This window comes from Massilia sp. TSP1-1-2 (assembly GCF_049896185.1).
Classification (GTDB): Bacteria; Pseudomonadota; Gammaproteobacteria; order Burkholderiales; family Burkholderiaceae_D; genus Telluria_A.
The window spans coordinates 17,086-41,007 of the sequence record NZ_JAFCTU010000015.1; the positions used below are offsets into that span (position 1 = coordinate 17,086).

General features: G+C 61.6%; 24 protein-coding genes and 1 tRNA gene. 17 read left to right on the plus strand and 8 right to left on the minus strand.

What is annotated here, in order from left to right; all coding sequences use genetic code 11:
* From ACP7BV_RS14680 to ACP7BV_RS14710, 7 genes are all read left to right on the plus strand, one after another.
* Entirely contained in the window at positions 1-762 is a 762-nt protein-coding gene (locus tag ACP7BV_RS14680; protein WP_426104807.1) for a sigma-70 family RNA polymerase sigma factor, read from the plus strand.
* Positions 763-844: 82 nt separating this feature from the next.
* Entirely contained in the window at positions 845-1,441 is a 597-nt protein-coding gene (locus tag ACP7BV_RS14685; protein WP_426104809.1) for a hypothetical protein, read from the plus strand.
* 16 nt (positions 1,442-1,457) lie between these two features.
* The gene (locus ACP7BV_RS14690) at positions 1,458-2,609 is read left to right on the plus strand and encodes a tetratricopeptide repeat protein (RefSeq protein WP_426104811.1); all 1,152 of its coding nucleotides are present in this window, start codon (positions 1,458-1,460) and stop codon (positions 2,607-2,609) included.
* A 2-nt stretch (positions 2,610-2,611) separates the two neighbouring features.
* Positions 2,612-2,878, plus strand: coding sequence for a flagellar biosynthesis protein FliQ (fliQ, locus tag ACP7BV_RS14695; RefSeq protein WP_426104812.1), 267 nt, complete (start codon positions 2,612-2,614; stop codon positions 2,876-2,878).
* Positions 2,879-2,891: 13 nt separating this feature from the next.
* Positions 2,892-3,653, plus strand: a complete 762-nt coding sequence (locus ACP7BV_RS14700) for a flagellar biosynthetic protein FliR (protein WP_426104813.1) — start codon at positions 2,892-2,894, stop codon at positions 3,651-3,653.
* Positions 3,653-4,741 carry an EscU/YscU/HrcU family type III secretion system export apparatus switch protein gene (locus tag ACP7BV_RS14705; protein ID WP_426104814.1) on the plus strand — a complete coding sequence of 363 codons (1,089 nt, stop codon included), beginning with the start codon at positions 3,653-3,655 and terminating at the stop codon, positions 4,739-4,741. Before ACP7BV_RS14700 ends, ACP7BV_RS14705 begins: the two co-directional genes overlap by 1 nt.
* A complete protein-coding gene (locus ACP7BV_RS14710) occupies positions 4,738-6,780 on the plus strand; it encodes a flagellar biosynthesis protein FlhA (protein WP_426104815.1) in 2,043 nt (680 codons plus the stop codon). The genes ACP7BV_RS14705 and ACP7BV_RS14710 overlap by 4 nt, the downstream gene beginning before the upstream one ends.
* Before the next feature lie 1,018 nt (positions 6,781-7,798).
* Here ACP7BV_RS14710 and ACP7BV_RS14715 read toward each other — a convergent pair.
* The 8 genes from ACP7BV_RS14715 to ACP7BV_RS14750 all read right to left on the minus strand — a co-directional run bounded on the left by ACP7BV_RS14715 (position 7,799) and on the right by ACP7BV_RS14750 (position 12,930).
* Positions 7,799-8,350 carry a hypothetical protein gene (locus ACP7BV_RS14715; protein ID WP_426104816.1) on the minus strand — a complete coding sequence of 184 codons (552 nt, stop codon included), beginning with the start codon at positions 8,348-8,350 and terminating at the stop codon, positions 7,799-7,801.
* Between the two features lie 152 nt (positions 8,351-8,502).
* Positions 8,503-9,003, minus strand: coding sequence for a hypothetical protein (locus ACP7BV_RS14720; protein WP_426104817.1), 501 nt, complete (start codon positions 9,001-9,003; stop codon positions 8,503-8,505).
* Between the two features lie 140 nt (positions 9,004-9,143).
* Positions 9,144-9,491, minus strand: a complete 348-nt coding sequence (locus ACP7BV_RS14725) for a helix-turn-helix domain-containing protein (protein ID WP_426104819.1) — start codon at positions 9,489-9,491, stop codon at positions 9,144-9,146.
* Positions 9,488-10,105, minus strand: a complete 618-nt coding sequence (locus tag ACP7BV_RS14730; RefSeq protein ID WP_426104821.1) for a Rha family transcriptional regulator — start codon at positions 10,103-10,105, stop codon at positions 9,488-9,490. The genes ACP7BV_RS14725 and ACP7BV_RS14730 overlap by 4 nt, the downstream gene beginning before the upstream one ends.
* A 71-nt stretch (positions 10,106-10,176) precedes the next feature.
* Positions 10,177-10,380, minus strand: coding sequence for a helix-turn-helix transcriptional regulator (locus tag ACP7BV_RS14735; protein WP_426104822.1), 204 nt, complete (start codon positions 10,378-10,380; stop codon positions 10,177-10,179).
* 124 nt (positions 10,381-10,504) lie between these two features.
* Positions 10,505-11,347, minus strand: a complete 843-nt coding sequence (locus ACP7BV_RS14740) for a hypothetical protein (protein ID WP_426104824.1) — start codon at positions 11,345-11,347, stop codon at positions 10,505-10,507.
* A 98-nt stretch (positions 11,348-11,445) separates the two neighbouring features.
* On the minus strand, positions 11,446-12,669 hold the full coding sequence (locus ACP7BV_RS14745; RefSeq protein ID WP_426104825.1) for a tyrosine-type recombinase/integrase: 1,224 nt from the start codon (positions 12,667-12,669) through the stop codon (positions 11,446-11,448).
* A gap of 174 nt (positions 12,670-12,843) precedes the next feature.
* Positions 12,844-12,930: transfer RNA gene (locus ACP7BV_RS14750), tRNA-Leu, on the minus strand.
* A gap of 122 nt (positions 12,931-13,052) precedes the next feature.
* Between ACP7BV_RS14750 and ACP7BV_RS14755 the strand changes: the two genes are divergently transcribed.
* From ACP7BV_RS14755 to ACP7BV_RS14800, 10 genes are all read left to right on the plus strand, one after another.
* Positions 13,053-13,820: a hypothetical protein gene (locus ACP7BV_RS14755; protein WP_426104826.1), complete on the plus strand. Its 768-nt coding sequence runs from the start codon at positions 13,053-13,055 to the stop codon at positions 13,818-13,820.
* 103 nt (positions 13,821-13,923) lie between these two features.
* Entirely contained in the window at positions 13,924-16,074 is a 2,151-nt protein-coding gene (locus ACP7BV_RS14760) for a penicillin acylase family protein (RefSeq protein WP_426104828.1), read from the plus strand.
* A 177-nt stretch (positions 16,075-16,251) separates the two neighbouring features.
* Positions 16,252-16,803 carry a thymidine kinase gene (locus ACP7BV_RS14765; RefSeq protein ID WP_426104830.1) on the plus strand — a complete coding sequence of 184 codons (552 nt, stop codon included), beginning with the start codon at positions 16,252-16,254 and terminating at the stop codon, positions 16,801-16,803.
* Between the two features lie 14 nt (positions 16,804-16,817).
* A complete protein-coding gene (locus ACP7BV_RS14770; protein WP_426104832.1) occupies positions 16,818-17,363 on the plus strand; it encodes a hypothetical protein in 546 nt (181 codons plus the stop codon).
* A gap of 142 nt (positions 17,364-17,505) precedes the next feature.
* Complete coding sequence (locus ACP7BV_RS14775) at positions 17,506-19,695, plus strand: carboxy terminal-processing peptidase (RefSeq protein WP_426104834.1); 2,190 nt, start codon at positions 17,506-17,508, stop codon at positions 19,693-19,695.
* Between the two features lie 199 nt (positions 19,696-19,894).
* On the plus strand, positions 19,895-20,416 hold the full coding sequence (locus ACP7BV_RS14780; RefSeq protein WP_426104835.1) for a PEP-CTERM sorting domain-containing protein: 522 nt from the start codon (positions 19,895-19,897) through the stop codon (positions 20,414-20,416).
* Between the two features lie 173 nt (positions 20,417-20,589).
* The gene (locus ACP7BV_RS14785; RefSeq protein ID WP_426104837.1) at positions 20,590-21,780 is read left to right on the plus strand and encodes an acyl-CoA dehydrogenase family protein; all 1,191 of its coding nucleotides are present in this window, start codon (positions 20,590-20,592) and stop codon (positions 21,778-21,780) included.
* An 8-nt stretch (positions 21,781-21,788) separates the two neighbouring features.
* On the plus strand, positions 21,789-22,934 hold the full coding sequence (locus ACP7BV_RS14790) for an acyl-CoA dehydrogenase family protein (RefSeq protein ID WP_426104839.1): 1,146 nt from the start codon (positions 21,789-21,791) through the stop codon (positions 22,932-22,934).
* A complete protein-coding gene (locus ACP7BV_RS14795; RefSeq protein ID WP_426104841.1) occupies positions 22,931-23,392 on the plus strand; it encodes a MaoC family dehydratase in 462 nt (153 codons plus the stop codon). Before ACP7BV_RS14790 ends, ACP7BV_RS14795 begins: the two co-directional genes overlap by 4 nt.
* The gene (locus ACP7BV_RS14800) at positions 23,385-23,840 is read left to right on the plus strand and encodes a MaoC family dehydratase (RefSeq protein ID WP_426104843.1); all 456 of its coding nucleotides are present in this window, start codon (positions 23,385-23,387) and stop codon (positions 23,838-23,840) included. Before ACP7BV_RS14795 ends, ACP7BV_RS14800 begins: the two co-directional genes overlap by 8 nt.
* The last annotated feature ends 82 nt before the right edge of the window (positions 23,841-23,922 follow it).

Genomic DNA, 23,922 nt, shown 5'->3' on the forward strand with positions numbered 1-23,922 from the left:
ATGGCCAGCCATACCGTCTCGACGCCGCGCCGCTCCGTGCGCCCCGATGCCGCCCTCACGCGGCCATTGTGGGCCGCGTTTCAGCGCAGCGGCGATTTGCGCGTGCGCGAGCAGCTCGTCGAAGCGTATCTTGGCTATACGCGCGTGATGGCGGCCCGGGTCTACGCGCGGCGCCCGAACGCCGGCAATGCGCAGCGCGCGACCGACGCGACGGAGTTTGCCGACTACCTGCAATACGCCAGCGTCGGGCTGCTTGAGGCGGTCGATCGCTTCGACCCGTGCCAGGGCGTGCTGTTCGAGACTTTTGCCGCCAGCAGGATCACCGGCGCGGTGCTGACCGGTCTGGAGTCGGCCAGCGAAGTGTCGCGCCAGATTGCGGCGCGCAAGCGCGTCAACGGGGAGCGCGCCGCCGCGCTCGACGTCGGCGCCGATGCCCTGGCGGGTCCGGAGGCTGTATTCGCACGGTTGGCGGACACCGCGTTCGGCCTGGCGGTCGGCTTCGCGCTTGAAGAATCATCCATGTATGTGGAAGAAGAGGGCGCCTATCCCGACAATACCTACACGGCGCTCGAATTGAAGCAGCTCAGGGACCGGGTCACCACGGCGCTCGGCTCGCTCGCTCCCAGTCACCGGCGCGTGATGCAGTTGCACTACCTGCAGCACCTGTCGTTCGATGAGGTGGCATCAAACCTGTCGCTCACGCGCAGCCGCATTTCCCAGCTGCACGGAGAAGCCTTGCACAAGCTGCGTGGTTTGTTCTAGCTCAATTGTCGGCTGGAACTGTACTGCTAACCTTCGGCAAGCACTACTTTCCTCAAAGCCACAAGAAAATGGGAGACTGAGCATGCCGCGCACTGCCGACCTTGCCACGCTTGACCAGGACGAATTGTTCCAACTGGCGGTCAATGCCAGCCAGGGAGGCGACTCGGCTTCTGCCATCGCTTGCCTGAAGCAGGCCGTGGCCCGGGATGACGCCACGGCAAAGGCGCATTACCTGCTTGGCGCCGAGTATGCGCAGATCCGCATGTACGAGCGCGCCGTCGAGCTGATGGCGAGCGCGCTGGCGCTTGATCCCACGCTTTCGGTAGCGCGGCTCCAACTGGGCCTGCTGTGGCTGGCTGCCGCCGACACCGACCGCGCCGCCAGCGTGCTTGCGCCTTTGGCCGAGTTGCCAGAGGGCGAACCGCTGCGTTACTTCGGCGCTGGCCTGTGCCACCTGATCGGCGACCGGATCGCCGAGGCGCGCGCGCATCTGGAACTGGGCATTGCGCGCAATACGGCAATCCTGCCGCTCAACGTCGACATGCGCCGCATCCTCGACGAGATGGCGCGTCTGGCTGCGGGCCAGGGCGCCGCTGCCGCCGACAGCACCAAAGCGCACGAAAGCGAGGATGGCCGGCACATCCTGCTGTCGGCCTACACCGGCAATACCAGCCACTGATTGCGGAGCGTTTAACATGCACACGTCGTCCCTACAGCAGGACCTTGTTTCCCGGCTGGAGCGCACCGAGGCTTACCTCGCCAGCGACCCCGCCAACCCGGAACTGCTGGCCATCGCAATCGAGCTGAACGTGGCAACCGATGACTTGCCGCGCGCGGCGCGCCACGCCGATCATGCGCGCGCCGCCCACCCCGCCGACCCGTTGCTGCAGTACCGCCGCGGCCATGTTCTGGTCGCACAAGGCCGCTGGCGTGAGGCTGAACCCTTGTTCGCATGTTTGCTGGCCTCAAACCCCAACGTCAACGTCAATGTCGTCTACAGCTTGGCCCTGTGCCAGTTCAGCGCCGGGGAGCATGCAACGGCCCTGGCCACGCTCCGTGCTTATTGCGATGATCCGGCGCTGCCACCCCAGGGAGCGACCCTGCTGGTGCGCGCCATGCACCAACTTGGGCAGTACGACGAAGGTGCTGCGCTCATCGAGTCGTACGCGGATCGTTATCTCGACGACGCCAATTATTGCGCCGCCGCGAGCCTTCTATGCGTCGACGCGGGACGGTTCGCGCAAGGGGCCCTGCTGGCAGAGCGCGCCCTTGCCGGCGACGCGCGGCCGCTGGAAGCGCTGGTGGCCAGTGCCACGCTCGCGCTGGGGAGCGCCGATGCGGCGCGGGCCAGCGAACGCTTTACCGAAGCGCTGGCGCACAACCCGGGCGAAGGGCGCAGTTGGTCGGGCCTGGGCATGGCCAGCATGCTGGAGCGGGACATGGCAGGCGCCATACCGCAGCTGGAGCGCGCGGTGCGCTTGATGCCGGGCCACATCGGCAGCTGGCACGCGCTTGGCTGGTGCCGCTTGCTCACGCACGATGTGGCCGGGGCCGAACAGGCGTTTGACGCCGCCCTCGCGCTCGACCGCAACTTTGGCGAAAGCCATGGGGCGATGGCCGCCGTCGCCGCCCGCCGCAGCCAGCACGCGCTGGCCGCAGCGTCGATCAAGACGGCGCTGCGGCTCGATCCATCCTGCCTGTCGGCGCGCTACGCCGAAATGGTGCAAAGCGGCGACGCGGACGACCCGGAGCGCTTCAAGGTGCTCGCCCTGCGCCTGGTCCGCGCCCACCAGACGCCGGACGGCGAAAACCTCGCTGCGGTTGTGCAGCGCTTGACGGCGCATTAGCCGTGCGCGCGGACTTGGCGCTGCAGTTGCTCGCGGACCTGCTCTGGAACGCACTGCTGATCGCCGCGCCGCTGCTGGCGGCCACGCTGGTGGTGGGCCTGCTGGTCAGCGTGGTGCAAGTGGTCACCCAGATCCAGGAAGCGTCGCTCACGTTCATCCCGAAGATTGTCGCGGCCGTGGTGGTGCTGGTAGTGTGCGGGCCGTGGATGCTCAAGCGCCTGGTGGGCTATTCGGCCAACCTGATCGCCAGCATCCCGCTCTATTTTTAGCCCATTGCGCCCCATGACGATTACCATCGACCCGGCCTGGATGCTGTCGGTCTTTCTGGTGGCGCTGCGCATCGGCGTTTTGCTCATGATGTCGCCCGTTTTCACCAGCTTGAACGGCCTGGTGACGGTACGCGTGCTGCTCACCCTGATGCTGTCCACCATGCTGGTCTCGGGCATGCACCTTGCGCGCCCGCCGGTGGCGCTGAGCATCGGGCCCGTGATGCTGGCGGCATTGAGCGAACTGGCCGTGGGCGCCACGCTTGCGTTTGGCGTCATGGCCGCCTTTGGCGCATTTGCCGTGGCCGGAAAAATCCTGGACGTGCAGAGCGGCTTTGGCATCGGCGCCGTGTACGACCCCGTCACCCGCGCCGGCGCGCCGCTGTTTTCCACCATGCTCAACATGGTTGCTGTGGTCGTGTTTTTCAGCATGGATGCGCACCACGCGTTTTTGCGCGGCATCGCCTTTTCATTGCGCCAGGCGCCGCCCGGGACCGGCCTTGGGGCGCTGAACGGCGCCGCCGTTCTTGCCCAGTTCGGCCTGATGTTTTCGCTGGGCGTGGCGCTGATCATTCCCGTCATGCTATGCCTGCTGCTGGTCGAAATGGGGCTGGCGATCATTTCGCGCGTGCTGCCGCAGATGAATGTGTTCATTGTGCTGGTGCCGGTCAAGCTGGTGGCCGGGATCGCGCTGTTCGCGCTGACGATCATGACGCTGGGGCCGTCGATGAGCAAAGTATTTGCCGCCATTTTCACTTTCTGGGAACAGGTGCTCTGATGGCCGAACGCGACGCCGACCTGTCCGAGGACGCGACCCCCTACAAGCTGGAGGAGGCGCGAAAAAAAGGATCTGTCTCCAAAAGTCAGGACTTCACGGCCATGGCGATCATGGCAGCGCTGGCCGCCACGCTGTATGCAAGCGGCTGGGACGTGCTGCGCAAACTGCTGCGCATGCAACAGCAAATCCTCGCGCGCGTGTCGGTGCGGGAGATGGGCGTGGACGCCAGCGCGGCGTGGCTGGGCCACCTGGCGGTCGGCATGCTGACGGTGCTGGGCCCGTTTTTCCTGACGCTCGTGGTCACGGCGGTGGCCGTGACGCTGCTGCAGACGGGATTCGGTTTCAGCTTTTACCCCCTCAAGCCCGACCTGAACCGGATCAATCCGATGACGGGCCTAAAACGGATTTTTTCGGTGCGCACCGTGTTCGATACGAGCAAAAGCCTGATCAAGCTGGTCGTGCTCGGGTCGCTGCTGTACACGCTGGTCAAGGACGCCATTCCCCACCTGATCGCATTGACGTCAATGGACCCGAAGACGTATGCGGGCGTGCTCATTGCGCTGGCGGGCGGCATGCTGGTCAAGCTGGTGCTGGCCCTGTTTGCCATCGGCGCGGTGGACTTGTTGTTTACCCGCTGGGAGTTCGCCAAGAACATGCGTATGAGCAAGCGCGATGTCAGGGATGAGTCCAAGAACCGCGACGGCGACCCGCGCATCCGCGCCCGCATCCGCGAGCTGCGCAAGGAAGTGCTCAAACGCAGCCGCTCGATGGCCAACGTGCCCAAGGCGGACGTGCTCATTACCAATCCCACCCACTATGCGATCGCGCTTTCCTACCAGCATGGGACTTCGGGTGCGCCGCAAGTCATCGCCAAGGGAGCAGGGGAGATGGCCGCGAAGATGCGCGAGACGGCCGTGCGCTGCCAGATCCCGATCGTGCAGAACAGGCCGCTGGCGCGCGCCTTGTTCAAGGAAGTCGACAACGACGGCTACGTGCCGGAAGCGTGGTATCCCCAGGTAGCGAAAATCATGGTGTGGGTGTACGCCATGCGCGAGGTGAAACGCGCAAACCGAAAGGCAGGCCGATGATGCGTAAAATACTGACGAACAACTCGGACATGGTGATGGTGCTGCTGGTGGTCGGCATCCTGGCGGTGCTGTTCATTTCCATTCCCTCGGGCCTGCTCGATTTTCTGATCCTGGTCAATATCAGCTTCGCGCTGCTGATCTTGCTGCTGACGTTCTATATTACGCGCCCGGTGGAGTTTTCGACCTTCCCGTCGCTGCTGCTGATCGCCACGCTGTTCCGGCTAGCCTTGAATGTCGCCGCCACGCGCCTGATCCTGACGGACGCCAACGCCGGCAACGTGATCGCCTCGATCGGCTCGTACGTCATCGGCGGCAACTACGTGATCGGCATGATTGTTTTCCTGATCCTGGTCGTCGTCCAGTACGTGGTGGTCACGAATGGCGCGCAACGCGTCTCGGAAGTGGCGGCGCGCTTCACGCTGGACAGCATGCCCGGCCAGCAGATGAGCATAGACGCCGACTTGAACATGGGATTCATCGACCAGGAGGAAGCCAAACGGCGCCGCAAGACGCTGGAAAAGGAAACCGGTTTTTACGGGGCCATGGATGGCGCCAGCAAGTTCGTCAAGGGCGACGCGATCGCCGGCATCGTTATCCTGCTGATCAATATTATTGGTGGCCTCGTCATTGGCGTCATGCAAATGGGTATGCGCTGGGATGAAGCGCTCAAGACGTTTACGCTGCTGACCGTCGGCGACGGCATAGTGACCCAGGTCCCGGCACTGGTGATCGCGGTCGGCACCGGCATCATCGTCACCCGTTCCGCGTCTGACGGCAACCTGTCCACGGAGGTATTGCGTCAGCTCACCTCGTTCCCTAAAACAATGTATATCGTCGCCGCCGCGCTGTCGGTCATGCTGTTCCTGCCAGGCATACCGGCCGTGCCCGTGCTGGCGATTGTTGCCACGCTGCTACTGGCCGCCCACCTTGTCAAGCGCCGCGCGCGGGAAGACCAGCCCGCGCCCGAAGGCAAGAACGTGACGGCCACCGCAGCCGGCGAGCAGAATCCCTACGACTTGCTGAAGGTGGAGCCGGTGGAGGTGATGGTAGGCGTCAACCTCGCCCCGTTTGTCAGCAGTGACACGACGCTTTTCATGGAACGGATCAGCGCCATCCGCCGGCAGTTCGCGCTCGAGTCGGGCATGGTGCTGCCACGGGTGCGCTTTCGCGATGCGCCGGCTCTGGGGGCCAATGCGTACGAGCTGCACGTGTTCGGAGTACTGGCCGGGCGCGGCGAGATCATGCTTGATCGGACCCTTGCCATCCATGCCGGCGGCGAGCCGCGCGCGATAAAGGGCATTGAGACGCGGGAACCCACGTACGGCTTGCCGGCGATCTGGATCGACAAGAGCGAAGAGGACCTGGCCCGGGCGTCGCGCTATACGCTGGTCGACGCGACCACGGTGTTTATTACGCACGTGAGCGAGGTGCTCAAGCAGCAATCGGCAATGCTGCTCACGCGCACCGAGACCGACCGGCTGCTGCAGCGCGTGCGTGACCAGCAGAGCGGCCTGGTCGAAGAGCTGGTGCCGACGATTGTATCGATCAGCGACATCCAGAAAATATTGCAGAACCTGCTGCGCGAAAAAGTGTCGATCCGTAACCTGGAACTGGTGCTGGAAACGCTTGCCGATGTCGGGCGCAACAGCAAGGACCTGGGCTACCTGACCGAAGTGGTGCGCCAGAAGCTTGGCCCGTCCATTTGCCAGTCGCTGCTGGGCGAGTTGACCGCATTGCATGTGATGACGCTCGATCCCGCCATTGAAGACAGCCTGATGCACAGTATCCGCGAAGTCGACGCCGGCGCCACGCTGGTGGTGGAGCCAAAATACGCGGAACTGCTGCTGGGCCGGCTCGCAACGCAGGCGGAGAGAATGATGAAGAGCAATATGCTACCGGTACTACTTTGCACACCGGACCTGCGCCGCCATCTGCGCATGCTGTCCGAACGGGTCATTCCCCATCTGCGCATCTTGTCGATGGCGGAAGTACCCAATTCGGTCAGCCTGAAGTCATATTCATCGGTCACCATGGAGTGAGCGGATTGAAGGGATTTGGCGGTCTGCGATCATCGCCCGGCGAAGTGGGCCTGAGTCGCCCATTGCATGCACTTGACACCCAGCGATGCAGGTTCCCATGCGTCGGGAACGATGTCATTACCAATGCGTTCGATAAGTTCGCGCGCTTTCGGTTTGTCCCGCGCCAGGCAGGCGAATTTTGCGTAATGGTTCAGGTTCCACGCATCGGGATAGCGCTTGATGAAGGAGCGAGGTAAGAATGATGAAGACTTTCATGGCCGTAATATCGCTCATGATGATGGCGGCAGGTGATGCGCAGCGTCAGTGAACGGTTTGGCTAATTTCGGCATTTTGCGTCCATGTGGTTGATGACTTATCGCCTATGGACGCAAGTACGGACGCAAAAAAGATGGATTGCAACGTGCCGCAACGGACGTTACAGGACCAGATGCACCCAGTCTCATTTGAGAGATGGGGTTTTTTGTACTTAATGAACATTAAAGTACAAGTTGATTAATATCAACCTACAAGCTGTGGTGCCGGAACCGGAATTACATTTACCTGTGAGAAATCGTGTTTTTTTAAGAAAGTACCAACATAAATACCAACAGAAAAAAATGTGTCTCTTTTTTTTGTCACGCTCATCTTTTCTAGCGTAACGGCGTGCTGGCGATTGCTACGTCGTCCTACCGACACATGCTCCCGATTTCCTTCGCCTGCGCCAGCAGCGCGGCAACCTCTCTTTTCAACTCCCGCGTTCGCCTGTTGAACGATTCCGGCTTGTCGGCATTCGTACTGCTGCGCGCCTTGCCTGCCGCCGTTCTAGGCCCCGTAGAGCACTCCCAGGGCCTCCAGGTGCGGATTAGTGCGGCCTGCCGTGCTCGTCGCTCCTGTGTCCATCCGTTCGCCATGGCGAGCCTCCAATAGTTCGTTTGATTGATTCGATGGACTGCCGCACGCGCACGCACGCGGGGATATTGTGGGTTAGCGATAGAACGAAGGATACGGAGCGGTGTCCGGTAGGCGGCGCGTAGACTTTTTAGCCCCCCTCTCGCCCTCGCGTGCCCGCGCGCGTAATGGTCGCATTATCGTCGCCATTGTTCACCTGCTGCTGATATGCGACGTTTTGCTGGCGAACGAAGGTTGCCGCTTTGGGATACTTCACTTCGGCCAGCGTCTCCAGCGTGGCGCGGCATTGCGCCTGAGCTTTTAAGGCCAGCCGCAGATAGGTTTCGGTGGCGCTCAGGTGCTCGCCCATGTTCAGCGCGGCCCGTCTCGCCAGCTCATTGAACACGGTGTCGAGCGTCGCCGCCTGCGCGGTCAATGTCGCTTCCACGTCGGACAAGTCGCCGGCCTTCACCCTGGCGATCTTTTCCCGCATCACGCCGACTGCCTCCGATAACTCCACCACGCCAAACGATCCCTGCGCGAAGTTCGATGATGTCACGGCGTTGGCGACGGTGGACGATAGGCCAAGTTCTGCTTTCTGGCGTTCCTGGCTTTTTCCTTCCTCCTGTGTGACGGTCAGCACATTGGCCTTCGCTGGCGCTGGCGCTGGTGCGGGCGATTTACGCTTGGTCGTGCTTGTCATGATGTTCCTGCCTTTCATTTGCTTGCTGTCATCCTCGTGTCTTGCTTCCGGTAGGAGATGGTAAATCTATAGAGGTGTACACGTGGCGTACCAGACGAAGGCCCAAAACAGGCCATTTAGGTACACCTGGCGTACCTAAGCGGCTTGTTTGTTCAGGCGCCTAGTACACGTGGCGTACCTAGATCGCCCTTTTTCATCGCAGTAGGTACACGTGGCGTACTGGGCGCTTTGTTTTCAAGCGGCTTCGGCGGATCGAGCCAGCCGTTCAGCGGTCGCGTGGTCGCCTTCATGTCGAGTTTGCCGCCGCACTCATCAATCGCCAGCCAGCCCAGGCCGTACAAGCTGCACTGGTGGAGCGAGCCTTGCCGCGTCATCACGATCAGACCGGAATCGCGCAGTTCCTTGAGCGCCTTGTTCAGCGTCGCCTTCGAGCGCCAGCCCCGCGCGCGCATTACCTTTTCAAACGCCGCGCTGGCGTCGCCGTTTCGGCCTAGTTGCCACTGGCTCGCCAAATCCAGTAGCAGCTTGGTGGCATAGGGCGAGAGATTTCTTAGCGCCTCGCTGTGCAGCACGTCAGTGCGAAATGGCAGGAACCCGCCGCCGCCGCGCGCCTCCTTCGCCGCTTTCAAGGCGCGTTCTTTTGTGCGGGTCATCTAGTTGCCCGCCATGTTCGACAGGAAGCGATCCACGCCCCACAGTACGGCCAAACCCATCATGGCAAGGTCAACCCCTACGTTGTGACCTGCGAAGCGCGCCAGCAGCCCATAGGCGCACTCCAAACGCATTGCACCGGTCACGCTGGCACCTCGGCATCGTCAAGGCCATCCAGTAAGGGGTAGGTGGCCGTCCCTTCCAGTACGTACACGCCGACTTGGTGCAGCACGCCGCTTTCAGTTGGCATGGCGCGCATGATGGTGTCGATGCGATACCCCGCAAGCCGTAGCTCATAAATGCGCGCCCGTGGGTCGTAGCAGTCGAGATAGCGCGAACCCTCGTAACTGGTGACACTGCCCAGTTGCTGCATGGCGGTCAGCATTCGATGGCGCTGTATCTCGCTGCCGTTGCCTGGCATGACGCGCAGCAGGTCGGCCAGCACGGCGGCGCGTTCGTCGGACGGCTCGCCCGCTATTCCGCCGGTCATTGCGCGCCCCTGATGCGCCTCGTGCGCAGCGTGGCGAGGAAAGCCGGTAGCGCCGCCTTGCGCTCGGCATAGGTGCGCCCCCGCGCGATCCAGATGGCGTTCTTCGCTTCTACCTTGTCCATCATTACAAGGTCGGCTTGCGCCATGTGGTCGCGGTTGATGGCCTCGAAGCGCCCGAACAGTACCCAGTTAACCAGCTTGGCTTCGTTGGCATAGTGGTGCGCGCTGGTGGTCTTGCCATCGTCAGCGCGCACCTCTTGTACCGTTTCGCACATCATGGCGTAGCCTGCCGAAACCTTTTTACGCGAGTCGGCCCAGTCGCCGGCTTCATTGGCCAATTCGTCGCGCATGGTGATGAACGCATCGACAAGCCGCACCTGGCCGGCACGCGAGTTCCTGCCTCCGATAAACGGCATGGCGATTAGTGCGCCGCGCTCGGTCAGTTCGATCATTCGCTGCTTCTTGTTCTGCTCGTTCACATAGGAGGACTCCTTAAAATCTAGGCGTCCTACTGTGCCGTCCGCAATCAGGCCATCGAGCTTTTGCAGCACGTTGTCATGACGGCTGGCGAACTCTTGCGCGATTGTCAGCGAGTCCGTTACCGGCTTGCCCATGTAGAAATGAACGAGCGTGCTGGTGCTTGGTGGCGCTGATTTTCGCATGAGCACGGTGCAAGTAGCGGCGCTCATTGGACGCCCCCCGCCCGTTGCGTGATGAAGGCTTCGACCTCGGCCAGATGCCATACAGTGACAGACTCGCCCAGTTTAAATGGCTTTGGAAATTTGCCTTCGCGCACCCAGCGCCAGACGGTTGCGGGACTAACGGGAAGTTTGCCCGATTTAGCCGGTGTGCTTGCCAGTTCGGCGATACGGATAACTTGCTGTGACATGATTCAATCCTTGAAGACGCCCCGTAAGGCAATGATTGAATCGTGATTGTTTTGAAGTTAGATGTATGCAGCTTTACCTAGGACCGGGTTAACCTGTGCTTAGCTCAAGCTAACTCTAGCAAAGCTAAGGCTGACCTTTTAGCGACGCGACATAAGCGCGAATCCACTTTAGCGGCCTAGTGGTCGATGGCTGTAGTTTTGTATGGTTCTTGGAAAATTCAACGACTTGCGGGGTTATCGCGAGAGCTGCTTCTGGGAGACTCCCCCATCTTCCGAGTTTGTATAGGCGAATGGTCTCCTGTTCGCACGCTTTGATCTTTGCCGAGCGAGCATCTCCGCCTGCCTTTGCCCTCATGTAGTTTAATGACTCCTCAGTACTATCCACGACAATTTGCTCGAACTCATTTTGCTGAATTTCATTATCTATATTTTTCGCGTCTCCAAGGATGCGACTGGCCAGCAAGAGGGCATTGGCTGTATTGATGCAAAATCCATCATTGCGGATCACAGAAAGGGTGTCGTCCAAAATTTGGAGAACACATATTCCCAGTAGCTGCGCTTGTCGAGGAAGACGCTCCGCCTTGATGAATACTTCGTCAAAAAATGTTTGGCCGATCGCATCGATGTAGCACTCCCATGCTTGAATGCTTGATACATCTCGTCGTAGCATCGTGTCAATTTCTGCTTTTTTACACCCAAACTCATAGGCAAGTTGGGCAAAATTTGCCAAGCGAATGTAATACATATTGCTAAGGCAGGTTTGTCGCCAATCAGACGCCGTTCCGCCCTTCGATAAGTGCCTATAAGCGCAAATGTTCCTCGTGCTTACAATGAGTTCGAGGACTTGAGTTCCGAATGTCTCACTCAAATTGTCGAATGTTTCAGTCTCAAGTTCAAAATTCTTGAAAGGTGATTCCCATTTAGTGCGATCGGGAAGGTGGCAATGTTCGAAAAAGTCGTGTATCACATACGCTCCTCAGCGTACCTGGTGAAATAGGTGCCAGCCCACCCGCCAGGTAAGCGGGTATTCGGGGATCAGCCTAGGGCTGGCGTAAGTCGGTCAATCTATGCTGCGTTGCCGTGCAGTGGAATCACGTCAGCGCCGCACCGCAACTTGTCCAGGTAGTCGGACCAACGCTGCATCATTTTGCGACGTGCCGGCAAGTGGGCGGTGCGGTTGTAGGCCCTCCCATTTGGGTCTTTGACGGCGTGTGCGAGCTGGTGTTCGATCAGGTCTACGCGCTCGCCCAGTACCTCGTCCATGATTGTTCTCGCCATCGCGCGGAAGCCGTGGCCGGTCATCACTTCCTTTGCGTAGCCCATGCTGCGTAGCGCGGCGTTGACGGTGTTCTCGCTCATACAGCGGTCGCTTGTACGAATGCTAGGGAAAACATACTTGCCGTCCCCGGTCATGCCGTACATGGCGCGCAGCAGGTCTACAGCCTGCGTCGAAAGTGGCACAAGGTGGTCTTGGCCCATTTTCATTTTGACGCCCGGAATACGCCATTCCGCCGCCTCAAGGTCTATTTCTGCCCATTCGGCGCTGCGAAGTTCGCCCGGTCGCACAAACACCAACGGCGAGAGCTTGAGCGCTGCTGTGGCGTAGGGATGGCCGGTATAAGCATGGATGGAGCGCAGCAGCGCGCCAGCGTGCAATGGCTCAGTGATCGCAGCGAAGTTCGCCTTTGGGATCGACGATAGCGCGCCTCGCAAGTCTGCGGTCACGTCTCGGTCAGCGAGTCCACTGGCGACGGCGGCCCGGAACACCTGGCCGCACAATTGTTTGATCTTGTGCGCCGACTCGATGGCCCCGCGCGCCTCAATCTTTTGCAGCGTGGCCAGCACGTCGCGCGGCTTGATGGTCGAAATAGGCATCTTGCCAATGAACGGGAATACGTTCTTTTCCAGCCAGCTAGTGTTCTTTTGCTGCGTGCTGGTGGCCCGATTTCCCGCCGTCTTGTTCAGCCATGAACGGGCGACAGTCTCAAACGTGCTCGCCTCTGATTCGGCCTTGGCAAGCTTGGCGTCATTTTTCGCTTGGCCGGGGTCAATTCCATCGACAAGCAGTTCGCGGGCTTCGTCGCGGCGTTTGCGGGCCTTGGCGAGCGTTACCGCAGGGTAGACGCCCAGCGCCAGCGTTTTCTGCTTGCCGTTGAAGCGGTAATTGAGACGCCAGTATTTGCCGGCGGCTGTCACCAGCAGGTGCAGACCTTGCCCATCGGTGAGCTTATCGCCCGCCTTTGCGCCGCTGTGTTTTACATGGAGTAGGGCGGTGGCGGTCAGTGCCATATCGAGCCTGTTGTTGGTATGTGGATTTCACGTCTTCGAGATACCAACAAAACTACCAAGAAACACGTGATATTTGATACTACGTCATGCAACAAGGTAGCACAACAAAAAACCCGCGCTCCCTATGAGAGAGGCGGGTTTCGATGCTGTATGAAACAATGTGAATCAAGTTCTTGGTGCCCGGAACCGGAATCGAACCGGTACGCCCTTTCGAGCACGAGATTTTAAGTCTCGGGTGTCTACCAGTTTCACCATCCGGGCAACGCGCGAGATTTTAGCACAATCGGTGCGCATGCTGGCCACTTTCCCCGTCCGCGTCAATCGTGTAGCATGCGTGGCGGCGCCGGCAGCTCGGCGCGCCACGGTACATACAAGGACACGCATTGAACATCACCATCAACGAGGAACTGCGTTCCTTCATCGATCCACTGACCCACAACGAATACGCCGCGCTTGAACGCAGCCTGCTGGCCGAAGGCTGCCGCGATGCGCTCGTGCTGTGGGGCGAGGTCCTGATCGACGGCCATAACCGCTACGAGATCTGCAGCAAGCACAACATCGCCTTTCGCACCGTGCAAAACACCAGCTTCGCCTCGCTCGACGACGTGATGCTGTGGATGATCGACAACCACCTGGCGCGGCGCAGCGTCTCGGACTACCAGCGCGGCGTGCTCGCACTGCGCAAAAAAGATATCGTCGCCGCCCGCGTGGCCCAGCGCGCCGCCGATCCCCAAGCCGTACCGGCAAGCGAAGCCGCCGCCGCGCCGGAGTCGCCGCCATGGAACACGCGCGAAGACGTGGCCAAGGCCGCGCGCGTGTCGAGCAATACCATCAGCCAGATCGAGCGGATCCAGAAAGCGGCCACGCCGCAATTGGTGGAAGCTGTCAGGGCGGGGACCATTTCCATCAACGCGGCGGCCAGCGTGGCCTCGCTGCCCGAAGCGGTGCAAAATGCCGCCGTGGCGGGCGGGCGCAAGGAGCTGCAGCAGGCGGCCAAGCAGGTGCGCGAGCAAAAGGCGGGCAGCAGGGCGCCCAAGGAGCCGGCGGTCGATGCCGAAACCGAGCTGCGCGCCCAGGTGGCGGCGCTGCGCGAAAAGGTTGATACGCTGACCGCCGAGAACCTGGCGCTCAAGGCGCAGCTGGGAAGTTAGTTGTTGGCGGCGCGCGGTCGGAAGGCGCTGGGCGCCTTTTCCAAGTGATTTTCATGTTTACTGGGGTGACACGATGTTGCGAACTGGCTTATTTGGATCGACCTTGTTTGTTTGCGCATTGGCCACGGCGCTGCCTGGTGCGCATGCCCGGCCGGCTTCCGAGCAGGCCCGCTTGGCCGACAGCGCGCAGCGCGTCACCATCCTGCGCGACAAATGGGGCATCCCCCACGTGTTCGGAAAAACCGACGCCGACGCGGTCTTTGGCCTGATGTTCGCGCAGGCCGAGGATGATTTCAACCGGGTCGAACTCAATTACATCAACGCCCTGGGCCGGCTGGCCGAAGTGGAGGGCGAAGCGGCCATCTGGCGCGACCTGCGCATGAAAATGTACATCACCCCTGACGCAATGAAAGCCCAATATGCGGCCAGCCCCGCATGGCTCAAGAAGCTGATGAACGCGTGGGCCGACGGCCTCAATTTTTACCTGCAGACGCACCCCGACGTCAAACCGAAGCTGATCACCCGTTTCGAGCCATGGATGGCGCTTTCGTTCAGCGAAGGCAGCATCGGCGGCGACATCGAAGAGATCGACCTCAAGGACCTGGAAGCGTTTTACGGCAAGAAGCCGCAGCTCGCACGCGCGGCCCCTTTCGAAGCCGAGCCGCGCGGCTCGAACGGCTTTGCCATCGCACCCAAACTGAGCAAGTCGGGCAGGGCGCTGCTGCTGATCAATCCGCACACCTCGTTCTACTTCCGGCCCGAAGTGCACGTCGTCAGCGAACAAGGCTTGAACGCGTACGGCGCCGTGACATGGGGCCAGTTCTTTGTCTACCAGGGCTTTAACGACAAGGCGGGCTGGATGCATACGTCCGGCGGGGGCGACGTCATCGACGAGTACCTTGAGACTATCGTCGACAAGGACGGCAAGGTCTTCTACAAGTACGGCGCGGGCGAACGCGCAATGAAGGCGGTCGCCATTACGCTGCCTTACAAAACGCCAGCAGGCATGGCCAGCAAGACCGTGACCGCCTACTTCAGTCATCACGGCCCGATCGTGCGCTCGCAAGACGGCAAGTGGGTCGCCGTCAAGATGATGAATGAGCCGCTCAAGGCCTTGACGCAGTCTTATTCGCGCACCAAGGCCAGGAGCTACCAGGCTTTTTACCAGACCATGCAGCTGCGGACCAATTCGTCGAACAACACCGTCTACGCTGACGCCGACGGCAATATCGCTTACTTTCACGGCAATTTTCTGCCCCGGCGCGAAGCGTCCTTCGACTGGAAGCACCCGGTCGACGGCAGCAACCCGGCCACCGAGTGGCGCGGCCTGCACGACATCAAGGACACCATCACGCTGTTCAATCCGACCAATGGCTGGATCCAAAATACGAACAACTGGCCGTTTCGCGCGGCGGGCGCCAGCAGCCCGCGCCAACAGGACTATCCCAACTATATGTGGTCGCTGCCGGAAAACGCGCGTGGCCTGCATGCGCTGCGGGTGCTCGGGCAGGCCAGCGACGTCACGCTCGACAGCCTGATCGCGTCCGCCTACGACAATTACCTGACCGCCTTCGAGGCGCTTTTGCCCCCGCTGCTGGCGGCCTATGACGCCTTGCCGGCGCAAGACCCGCTCAAGGCGTCGCTGGCCGGACAAATTGCGGCCTTGCGTGGCTGGGACTTGCGCTATTCGGTGACGTCCGTGCCCACCTCGCTGGCCGTGTATTGGGGGCAGCAGATGGTCGCCGCCGGTGCAGCGGCGGCCCGCGCGCGCGAAGTGCCGGTGGCCGACTATATCCGCGACCGCCTGACGGCGCAGGAGCGCTTGCAGGCACTTGCGCGCGCGAGCGCCAGGCTGGAGGCCGATTTTGGCACCTGGCAAACGCCCTGGGGCGAGATCAACCGCTTCCAGCGCATCAGCGGCGACGTGCGCCAGCAGTATGACGACGCCAAACCGAGTTTGCCGGTGGCGTTTCCTTCGGCGGTATGGGGTTCGCTGGCGTCGTTCGGGATGTCGGCGCCGCAAACGACCAAGCGCATTTATGGCGACCGGGGGAACAGCTTCGTGGCGGCGGTGGAGTTCGGGCCGCGCGTGCGGGCCAAGAGCATTCTGGCGGGCGGGAACAGCAGCAATCCGGCGTCGCCCCATTTTGCCGACCAGGCGCTGATGTATAGCCGGGGCGAATTCAAGGATGTGCTGTTCTACAAAGAGGACATCGAAAAAAACCTGGAGCGCAAATATCACCCGGGGCAGTGAGCTGCCTTACATCGTCCCCGCGTACGCGAGGACGATGTGGCTCTGCTGCACTGCTACTCTTTTTGCTGCAGCCTCGTTCGCGAGGACGATGTGGGAGACGGTCGTCGCTTTCCTATATGGCGGACGGCGCCGGCCCGCTTGCTATAATCCGCCCTCGAGACATTCAGGATCATCGCAGTGGCAAAACTTTATTTCAGATATTCGGCAATGAACGCCGGCAAGTCCACGGCCATGCTGCAAGTGGCGCACAATTATGAAGAACAGGGCCAGCAAGTGCGCCTGTTCACCGCCGCCATCGACAGCCGCTACGGCGTGGGCAAGGTCACCTCGCGCCTCGGACCGCAGCGCGAGGTTGAAACTTTCGACGCCGACACCGATTTCCTCGCAGACGCCCCTAAAGTGGCGTGTCTGCTGATCGACGAAGCACAGTTCCTCACCACGCTGCAAGTGCAGCAGCTGCACCAGCTGGCCCAAGTAAAGGGCGTGCCGGTCATTTGCTACGGCCTGCGCAGCGACTTTCGCGGCGATCCTTTCCCCGGCTCGGCCTACCTGCTGGCCCTGGCCGACGACATCGAAGAACTGAAAAACATCTGCACCTGCGGCAAAAAAGCGACCATGAATGTGCGTATCGATGAGCACGGCAAGCGCATTCGCGAAGGCGAACAAGTGAGCATCGGCGGTAACGAAAGCTATCGCCAGGCGTGCGGCCGCTGCTTTTACGCCGGCTAGCCTGACGCGCGGCCATGGCCTTTTCCGCCACCTGCCGCGCCCTCGCGCCTGCCTTTGCCTGCGAGCATGGCGACATATTGCTGTACCTGTTGCCATCGGCGCTGTTGGCGCTCGTCATTCGCTTTCTGGCTGCAAAGCATCCCTTTTTCTTCTTGTTCACGGTGGCCGGTACCGCCTGCCACGAATTGGCCCATTTCACGGTCGGCCTGGTGACCGGGGCCAGTCCCGGCGCCGTTACCATCATTCCGCGCCGCAAGGGCAAGCACTGGGAGCTCGGCTCCGTGGCGCTCAAGCGCGTACGCTGGTACAACGCCGCCCCGGCCGCGCTCGCGCCGCTGCTGATCATCCTCATTCCACTGGCTGTCGCGTGGTGGCGCACCGGCGCGGGCTGGTCTTTCCACCTGCTCGATGTGGCGATCGCCTTTGCGCTGGCGCCCCAGTTCCTGTCGTTCTGGCCATCCATCATCGACTGGCGCATCGCGCTGCGCTCCTGGCCCTGCCTGTTCATCCTGGTCCCTGGCGCCTGGCTGGCCTGGCATTGGCACGCGCAACTGTTTTAGTTTGTAAGTCCCTGGCCCAGTTGCCCACAGGCCAGCTAAGCTGGTCTTAAGCAAGCTGGCGCAAGCTGGCTCTGCGCCATCGGCGAAGCTGATAGAATCAGCGCTAGTGGATACCACGAGAAACACGCCTGGAGAGAAACAAATGAAGAAGTGTATGTTGATGGTCGCGCTGGCGTTTGCCATGACCACCCAAGCGGCCGTGCCGCAAGCAGATAAATTCACCGGCGCCCCGTTAAGGGCCGCGCCCGCGCAGGCGCAGGCGGCCGTGCTGGCGTCCATGTGGTTTGAAAAACGCCATTACAAGGCCACGCCGCTCGACGACGCCATGTCGGCCAAGATTTTCGACGCTTATTTCAAGTCGCTTGACGGCGAAAAGCTGTTTTTCCTGCAAAGCGACATTGACCAGTTCGCGCCTATCCGCACCAAGCTCGACGACGCGATCCGCAACGAAAACATCACCTTGCCGTTCGTGATCTACTCCGCTTACCAGCAACGTTTCGCCGAGCGCATTGCCTATGCGCGCGAACTGCTCAAAGGTAAGCTCGACTTCACCATCGACGAGCGTTTCCAGATCGACCGGGAAAAGGCAGCCTGGCCCAAGTCCGAAGATGAAATCCGCGACCTGTGGCGCAAGCGCGTCAAGAATGACTGGCTGCGCCTGAAACTGGCGGGCAAGGAAGAAAAAGCCATCCGCGAGACGCTCGACAAGCGCTACGACAACTACGCCACCCGCGTGGGCAAGGTCGACAGCGAAGACGTGTTCCAGCTCTTCATGAACGCGTACGCCACCTCGATCGATCCGCATACCAATTACCTCGGTCCCCGCTCGGCTGAAAACTTCGACATCGCCATGCGCTTGTCGCTCGAAGGCATTGGCGCGGTGCTGCAGTCGCGCGACGAATACACCGTCATCCGCGAAATCGTGCCGGGCAGCCCGGCCGGCCTGTCGGGCAAGCTGAAAGTGGGCGACCGGATTGTGGGCGTGGCGCAGGGCGAAACCCCGTTCACGGAAGTGCTCGGCTGGCGCATCGACGACGTCGTTGGGCTGATTCGCGGCGCCAAGGATTCCACCGTCAAGCTCGACATCTTGCCGGTTGATGCCGGCCCCGACGGCAAGCACAATACCGTGGCGCTGGTGCGCAAGAAAATCAACATGGAAGAGCAGGCCGCCAAAAAATCGATCATCGAAGTGGCCGATGGCGCCGTCAAGCGCCGCGTCGGCGTCATTTCGCTGCCCACCTTCTACCTCGACTTCGAAGCGCGCCACCGCGGCGACAAGGACTACAAGAGCGCCACGCGCGACGTAGCGCGCATCCTGGGCGAACTTAAAAAGGCCAAGGTTGACAACGTGCTGATCGACCTGCGCAACAATGGCGGCGGTTCGCTGTCCGAAGCCGTCGAATTGACCGGCCTGTTCATCGACAAGGGCCCGGTCGTGATGCAGCGTTCGGCAGACGGCAGCGTGGGCGTCGAGAACGACGTGGTTCCGGGCTTGGCGTGGGACGGTCCGGTCGGCGTGCTGATCAACCGCGGCTCGGCTTCGGCGTCGGAAATCTTCGCCGCCGCGATCCAGGATTACGGGCGCGGCCTCATCATCGGCGAGTCCAGCTTTGGCAAGGGGACCGTGCAGTCGCTGGTCAACTTTGACCGCAATGCGCCAGCGGGCGAAAAACCCAAGTATGGCGAGTTGAAGATGACGATCGCCCAGTTTTTCCGCATCAACGGCGGCACCACGCAGCTGCGCGGCGTCAGCCCCGACATCAAGCTGCCGGTGCTGTCGGACGTCGAGAATTTCGGCGAGTCCAGCTATGACAATGCCTTGCCGTGGGTGGCGATCAAGCCGGCATCGTACGTACCGTCGGGCGACCTGAAAGAGCTGATCGCGCCGCTGCAAAAGCGCCATGACGCGCGCATTGCCAAAGACCGTGACTTCCAGTACCTCGAGGAAGACCTGGCTGAAGTGCGCAAGCTGCGCAAGGAAAACTCGGTGTCGCTCAATGAAGTGGTGCGCCGCAAGGAGCGCGACACCCAGGAAGCGCGCGCCAAGCAGCGCGAAGAGCGCCAGAATGCGATTGCCGCTGTTTCCGGCGATGCCGCGCGCAACAAGGTACTTGCTGCGGCCAAGGCCAAGCGCCGTCAGGACGACGGTTTGCAGGCTGACGAGCGCAATCTGGCAGCGGAACTGGCGGCCGAAAAAGCGGCCAAGGACGCCAAGGATGTCATGCTGACCGAGGCCGCGCACATCCTGAGCGACGCGGTGGGGATGGTCAAGACCGACAACCGGCTCGCGACGCGCCTGATGCCTTACATGCCAAGCAAGGCTTCCGATTAAAAAACTTGTTGCGGATATCACACATCCGTTGTTGTGTTGTTGAAATTGTCGCAATGCAAAAGGGGTCTCCTCATAGGGAGATCCCTTTTTTTTGCTTGGCACAATTGAATTTCAATCGAACATTGTCTATTTTCTACTGATGCTAGGATGGTTACTCAAATGCAGCGCTACCAACACTAACAATATTCAGGAGAGTTTCATGATCGTTCGCCACATAATCTTTGCCGGGCTGTTTGCTACAGCGTCATTCGCCAACGCCGGTACGGTGGAGGCTTCCGCCGCGTCGGTTCAGCCCGCTTTCGCTTTCGCTACTGCCACTTCGGCTGCGCCTGTGATGGCGTTCCAGTCGTCGCTGGCCGGTCCTGGCGGCTCGTGGAGCGCACAGTCGCGCATGGGCGACATTGGTTCGACGTCGATGATGTTGTTCTCGCAGTCGGGTTCAGGTTTTTCAGCAGCGCCTGTCGCAGCAGCGAGCGCGACGGCTCCGGCGCAAGCTGCGGCGGCACCGGTAGCCTTCACCGAAACGGCCAAGGCCGCCCCCGAGGCGAGTATCGCCGCGCCTGCCGCGACCGACATGCCAGCCATCGTGCTGGGCGCTGACGGCATCGACAGCGCCAATGCCCCCGCAGCCCTGGCAGCAGTACCTGAGCCTGCGACCGGCATGCTGATGCTGGCCGGCTTGCTGGGCGCTGGCTTCATGACGCGCCGCCGCAACAAGTAAATCGACCCACCCGGTCGCACCGAAAGCCGCTCAGCCACAAGCTGAGCGGTTTTTTTTCGCCTGTCCTTCCACCCCGGGGGAGGTGGTGAATTGGTGCTTGCAGGCGGAATGATTTCATGTACAATTCTGTGAACGGTCGTGCTTTTTTCTGGCGGCGAAAACAAGGAGAGTAAATGGACCTGAACTATACGAGCGAGGATCTGGCCTTTCGCGACCAGGTGCGCGCCTTTCTCGACGCTAGCTTGCCGGCCGACCTGCAGCACAAGGTGCGCATGCATTTGCGCTTGTCCAAACCGGACTATGTACGCTGGCATCAGATCCTGGCCGCGCAAGGCTGGGTCGCACCCGGCTGGCCCGTTGAATTTGGCGGCCCCGGCTGGTCCCCCGTCCAGCGTCACCTGTTCGACGAAGAATGCGCCCGGGCCGGCACGCCGCCCATCCTGCCATTCGGCGTGAATATGGTCGCGCCGGTCATCATGGCCTTTGGCAGCGACGCGCAAAAAGCCCACTTCCTGCCGCGCATTTTGTCGTGCCAAGACTGGTGGTGCCAGGGCTACTCGGAACCGGGCGCCGGCTCCGACCTTGCTTCCCTCAAGACCACCGCCGTGCGCGACGGCGACCATTACATCGTCAACGGACAAAAAACCTGGACCACGCTGGCCCAGCACGCCGACATGATCTTTTGCCTGGTGCGCACCGACAGCGGCGTGCGCAAGCAGGAGGGCATCTCCTTCCTGCTGATCGACATGCACACGCCTGGCGTGACGGTGCGCCCGATCCTGATGCTCGACGAAGACCACGAGGTCAACGAAGTCTTTTTCGACAATGTGCGCGTGCCGGCGGCAAACCTGATCGGCCAGGAAAACCGCGGCTGGACCTACGCCAAGTACCTGCTCGGCCACGAGCGCACCGGCATTGCCGCGGTCGGGCGTTCCAAGCGCGAGCTGGCCTTCGTCAAGCGCTACGCGTCGGCCCAGGCCAAGAACGGCAAGCCGCTGCTGCAGGACTCGTACTTCGCGGCCAAGGTGGCCACGCTTGAAATCGAACTGATGGCGCTCGAGATGACGGTGCTGCGCGTGCTGGCGCAGGAACACAAGGCGCCGGGACCGGAAGCGTCGGTGCTCAAGGTGCGCGGCACCGAGATCCAGCAGACGCTGACCGAACTGATGGTCGAGGCGGCAGGGCCGATGGCGCTCGCCTTCGACCCGGCCTACCTCGAATCGGACACTGAGCATAGCGCGGCCGGCGACGACGACGCGGCGCCCCTGGCCGGCTACTACTTCAATTTTCGCAAGACCTCCATCTACGGCGGCTCCAACGAAATTCAACGCAACATCATCACCCAGATGATCCTGGGCCTGTGAGGTACTGAATGGATTTCAACTTCAAAGAAGAGCAGCTGGCTTTTGCCGACGCGCTCAAGCGCTGGGTCACCAAGGACTACAGTTTCGACGCGCGCCGCAAGATCGTGCACTCGCCGTCCGGCGTGTCCGACGCGGCCTGGGCTACCTTGGTCGAACTGGGCATGACGGCCTTGCCGGTGCCCGAGGAACAGGGCGGCTTCAACGGCAGCGCGCTCGACATGCTGGTCGTGATGCAGGAGCTGGGACGGGGCCTGGTGGTCGAGCCCTACCTGGCCACGGTCATGGGCGCCGAAGCGCTCAAGACTGGCGGGGGCCATCCGCAACTGCTCGAACAAGTCGCCGTCGGCGCACTGAAACTGGCGTGCGCGTTTACTGAAAAACAGTCGCGCTACGACCTGGCCGACATCGCCACCACGGCCACGGCGCAAGATGGCGCCTACGTCATCAACGGCACGAAGAGCATCGTGCTGCACGGCGCGCAGGCGTGCAGCCTGCTCGTATCGGCGCGCAGCAGCGGCGCGCAGCGCGACACGGCGGGCATCTCGCTATTCGAGGTGCCATCGTCCACCGCAGGCGTTGCCATCACCGACTTTCGCACGCTGGACGGCCTGCGCGCGGCCAATATCACGTTCACCAACGTGCAGTTGCCGGCTGCGGCGCTAGTGGGCACCGAGGGCGCGGCCTGGGACACGCTGGAACACACGGCCGACTATGGCGCTGCGCTGTTGTGCGCCGAAGCGCTGGGCGCCATGGAGGCGATCTTCGCCGCCACGCTCGACTACCTCAAGACGCGCACCCAGTTCGGCGCGCCGATCGGCAAATTCCAGGCGCTGCAGCACCGCATGGCCGACATGTATATCCACCTCGAACAAGCCCGTTCGATGGCGATCCTGGCCGCCGTCAAGATGGCGTCGGGCGACGCCGCCGAGCGCCGCCGCACCGTTTCGGCCGCCAAGTTTCGCGTCGGGCAGGCGCTCAAGTTCGTCGGCCAGCAGGCGGTCCAGCTGCATGGCGGCATGGGCGTGACCAACGAAGTCATGGCCGCGCACCACTTCAAGCGCCTGACCATGATCGAACTGACGCTGGGCGACTGCGACCACCACCTGCAGCGTTTTATTGCGCAGCCGGGTTTTGCCACGGATGGCGAACCGTGAACTGGTATTTCGAAGACTTTTACGCCGGCCAGGAGATCGCCCTCGGTTCACGCACCGTGACCGAGGAGGAGATCATCGCCTTTGCCAGCGCGTTCGATCCGCAGCCCTTCCATGTCGACCGAGACGCCGCCGCCGCATCGATGTACGGCGCCGTCATCGCCAGCGGCTGGCACACCTGCAGCATGATGATGCGCATGGTGGTCGACGGTCTGATGGCGGCCTCGTCGAGCATGGGCTCGCCCGGGCTGGACAAGGTACGCTGGCTGTTGCCGGTGCGCGCCGGCGACACGCTCACCGTTAGCTACCTGACCACCGCCGTCAAGGCCTCGAGCTCCAAGCCGGACCGCGGCGTGGTCTGGTCGATCTGGCGCGCGCTGAACCAGCACGGGGAACTGGTCTGCACGGTCGAAGGCATGGGTATGTTCGGGCGCCGCCCGGCGGGAGCGCCTGATGCGTGAATTCGCAACGCTCGACGAGATGCGCGCGCTCGTGGGGCAGGAAGTGGCGCTTTCGCCGTGGGTGGAAATTACCCAGCAGTGCATCGCCATGTTCGCCGACGCGACCGACGACCACCAGTGGATCCATGTCGATCCCGAACGCTGCGTGCGCGAGTCGCCGTTCAAGACGCCGGTTGCGCATGGGTTTCTGACGCTGTCGTTGTTATCGAGCCTGTTTGAGCAATCGCTGCGCATGACGGACGCGAAGATGGTCGTCAACTATGGTTTGAACAAGGTGCGCTTTCCCGCACCAGTGCCGGTGGGCAGCAGAGTGCGCGCGCGCCTGACGCTGTTGAAGATCGACCAGCTTCAGGAAGGCGCCCAGCTCGAATGGAGCGTGCTGATGGAGCGCGAAGGCGACGCCAAGCCCGTGTGCGTCGCCGAACTCATCATGCGGCGCTATCCGTAGGCGATAAAAGCCACATCGTCCTCGCACCGCCGCGTGCGCGGGGACGATGTAGCGGAGGCGCAGCTCCCGGTGCGCTTTTCCG

Coding starts and splice junctions, on each gene's coding strand:
- ACP7BV_RS14720 (WP_426104817.1), bottom strand. CDS start 9,003: ATGACCCGCACAAAAGAACGCGCCTTGAAAGCGGCGAAGGAGGCGCGC.
- ACP7BV_RS14690 (WP_426104811.1), top strand. CDS start 1,458: ATGCACACGTCGTCCCTACAGCAGGACCTTGTTTCCCGGCTGGAGCGC.
- ACP7BV_RS14725 (WP_426104819.1), bottom strand. CDS start 9,491: ATGACCGGCGGAATAGCGGGCGAGCCGTCCGACGAACGCGCCGCCGTG.
- ACP7BV_RS14790 (WP_426104839.1), top strand. CDS start 21,789: ATGGATTTCAACTTCAAAGAAGAGCAGCTGGCTTTTGCCGACGCGCTC.
- ACP7BV_RS14730 (WP_426104821.1), bottom strand. CDS start 10,105: ATGGGCAAGCCGGTAACGGACTCGCTGACAATCGCGCAAGAGTTCGCC.
- ACP7BV_RS14735 (WP_426104822.1), bottom strand. CDS start 10,380: ATGTCACAGCAAGTTATCCGTATCGCCGAACTGGCAAGCACACCGGCT.
- ACP7BV_RS14770 (WP_426104832.1), top strand. CDS start 16,818: ATGGCCTTTTCCGCCACCTGCCGCGCCCTCGCGCCTGCCTTTGCCTGC.
- ACP7BV_RS14705 (WP_426104814.1), top strand. CDS start 3,653: ATGGCCGAACGCGACGCCGACCTGTCCGAGGACGCGACCCCCTACAAG.
- ACP7BV_RS14785 (WP_426104837.1), top strand. CDS start 20,590: ATGGACCTGAACTATACGAGCGAGGATCTGGCCTTTCGCGACCAGGTG.
- ACP7BV_RS14685 (WP_426104809.1), top strand. CDS start 845: ATGCCGCGCACTGCCGACCTTGCCACGCTTGACCAGGACGAATTGTTC.
- ACP7BV_RS14715 (WP_426104816.1), bottom strand. CDS start 8,350: ATGACAAGCACGACCAAGCGTAAATCGCCCGCACCAGCGCCAGCGCCA.
- ACP7BV_RS14680 (WP_426104807.1), top strand. CDS start 1: ATGGCCAGCCATACCGTCTCGACGCCGCGCCGCTCCGTGCGCCCCGAT.
- ACP7BV_RS14700 (WP_426104813.1), top strand. CDS start 2,892: ATGACGATTACCATCGACCCGGCCTGGATGCTGTCGGTCTTTCTGGTG.
- ACP7BV_RS14745 (WP_426104825.1), bottom strand. CDS start 12,669: ATGGCACTGACCGCCACCGCCCTACTCCATGTAAAACACAGCGGCGCA.
- ACP7BV_RS14780 (WP_426104835.1), top strand. CDS start 19,895: ATGATCGTTCGCCACATAATCTTTGCCGGGCTGTTTGCTACAGCGTCA.
- ACP7BV_RS14800 (WP_426104843.1), top strand. CDS start 23,385: ATGCGTGAATTCGCAACGCTCGACGAGATGCGCGCGCTCGTGGGGCAG.
- ACP7BV_RS14710 (WP_426104815.1), top strand. CDS start 4,738: ATGATGCGTAAAATACTGACGAACAACTCGGACATGGTGATGGTGCTG.
- ACP7BV_RS14775 (WP_426104834.1), top strand. CDS start 17,506: ATGAAGAAGTGTATGTTGATGGTCGCGCTGGCGTTTGCCATGACCACC.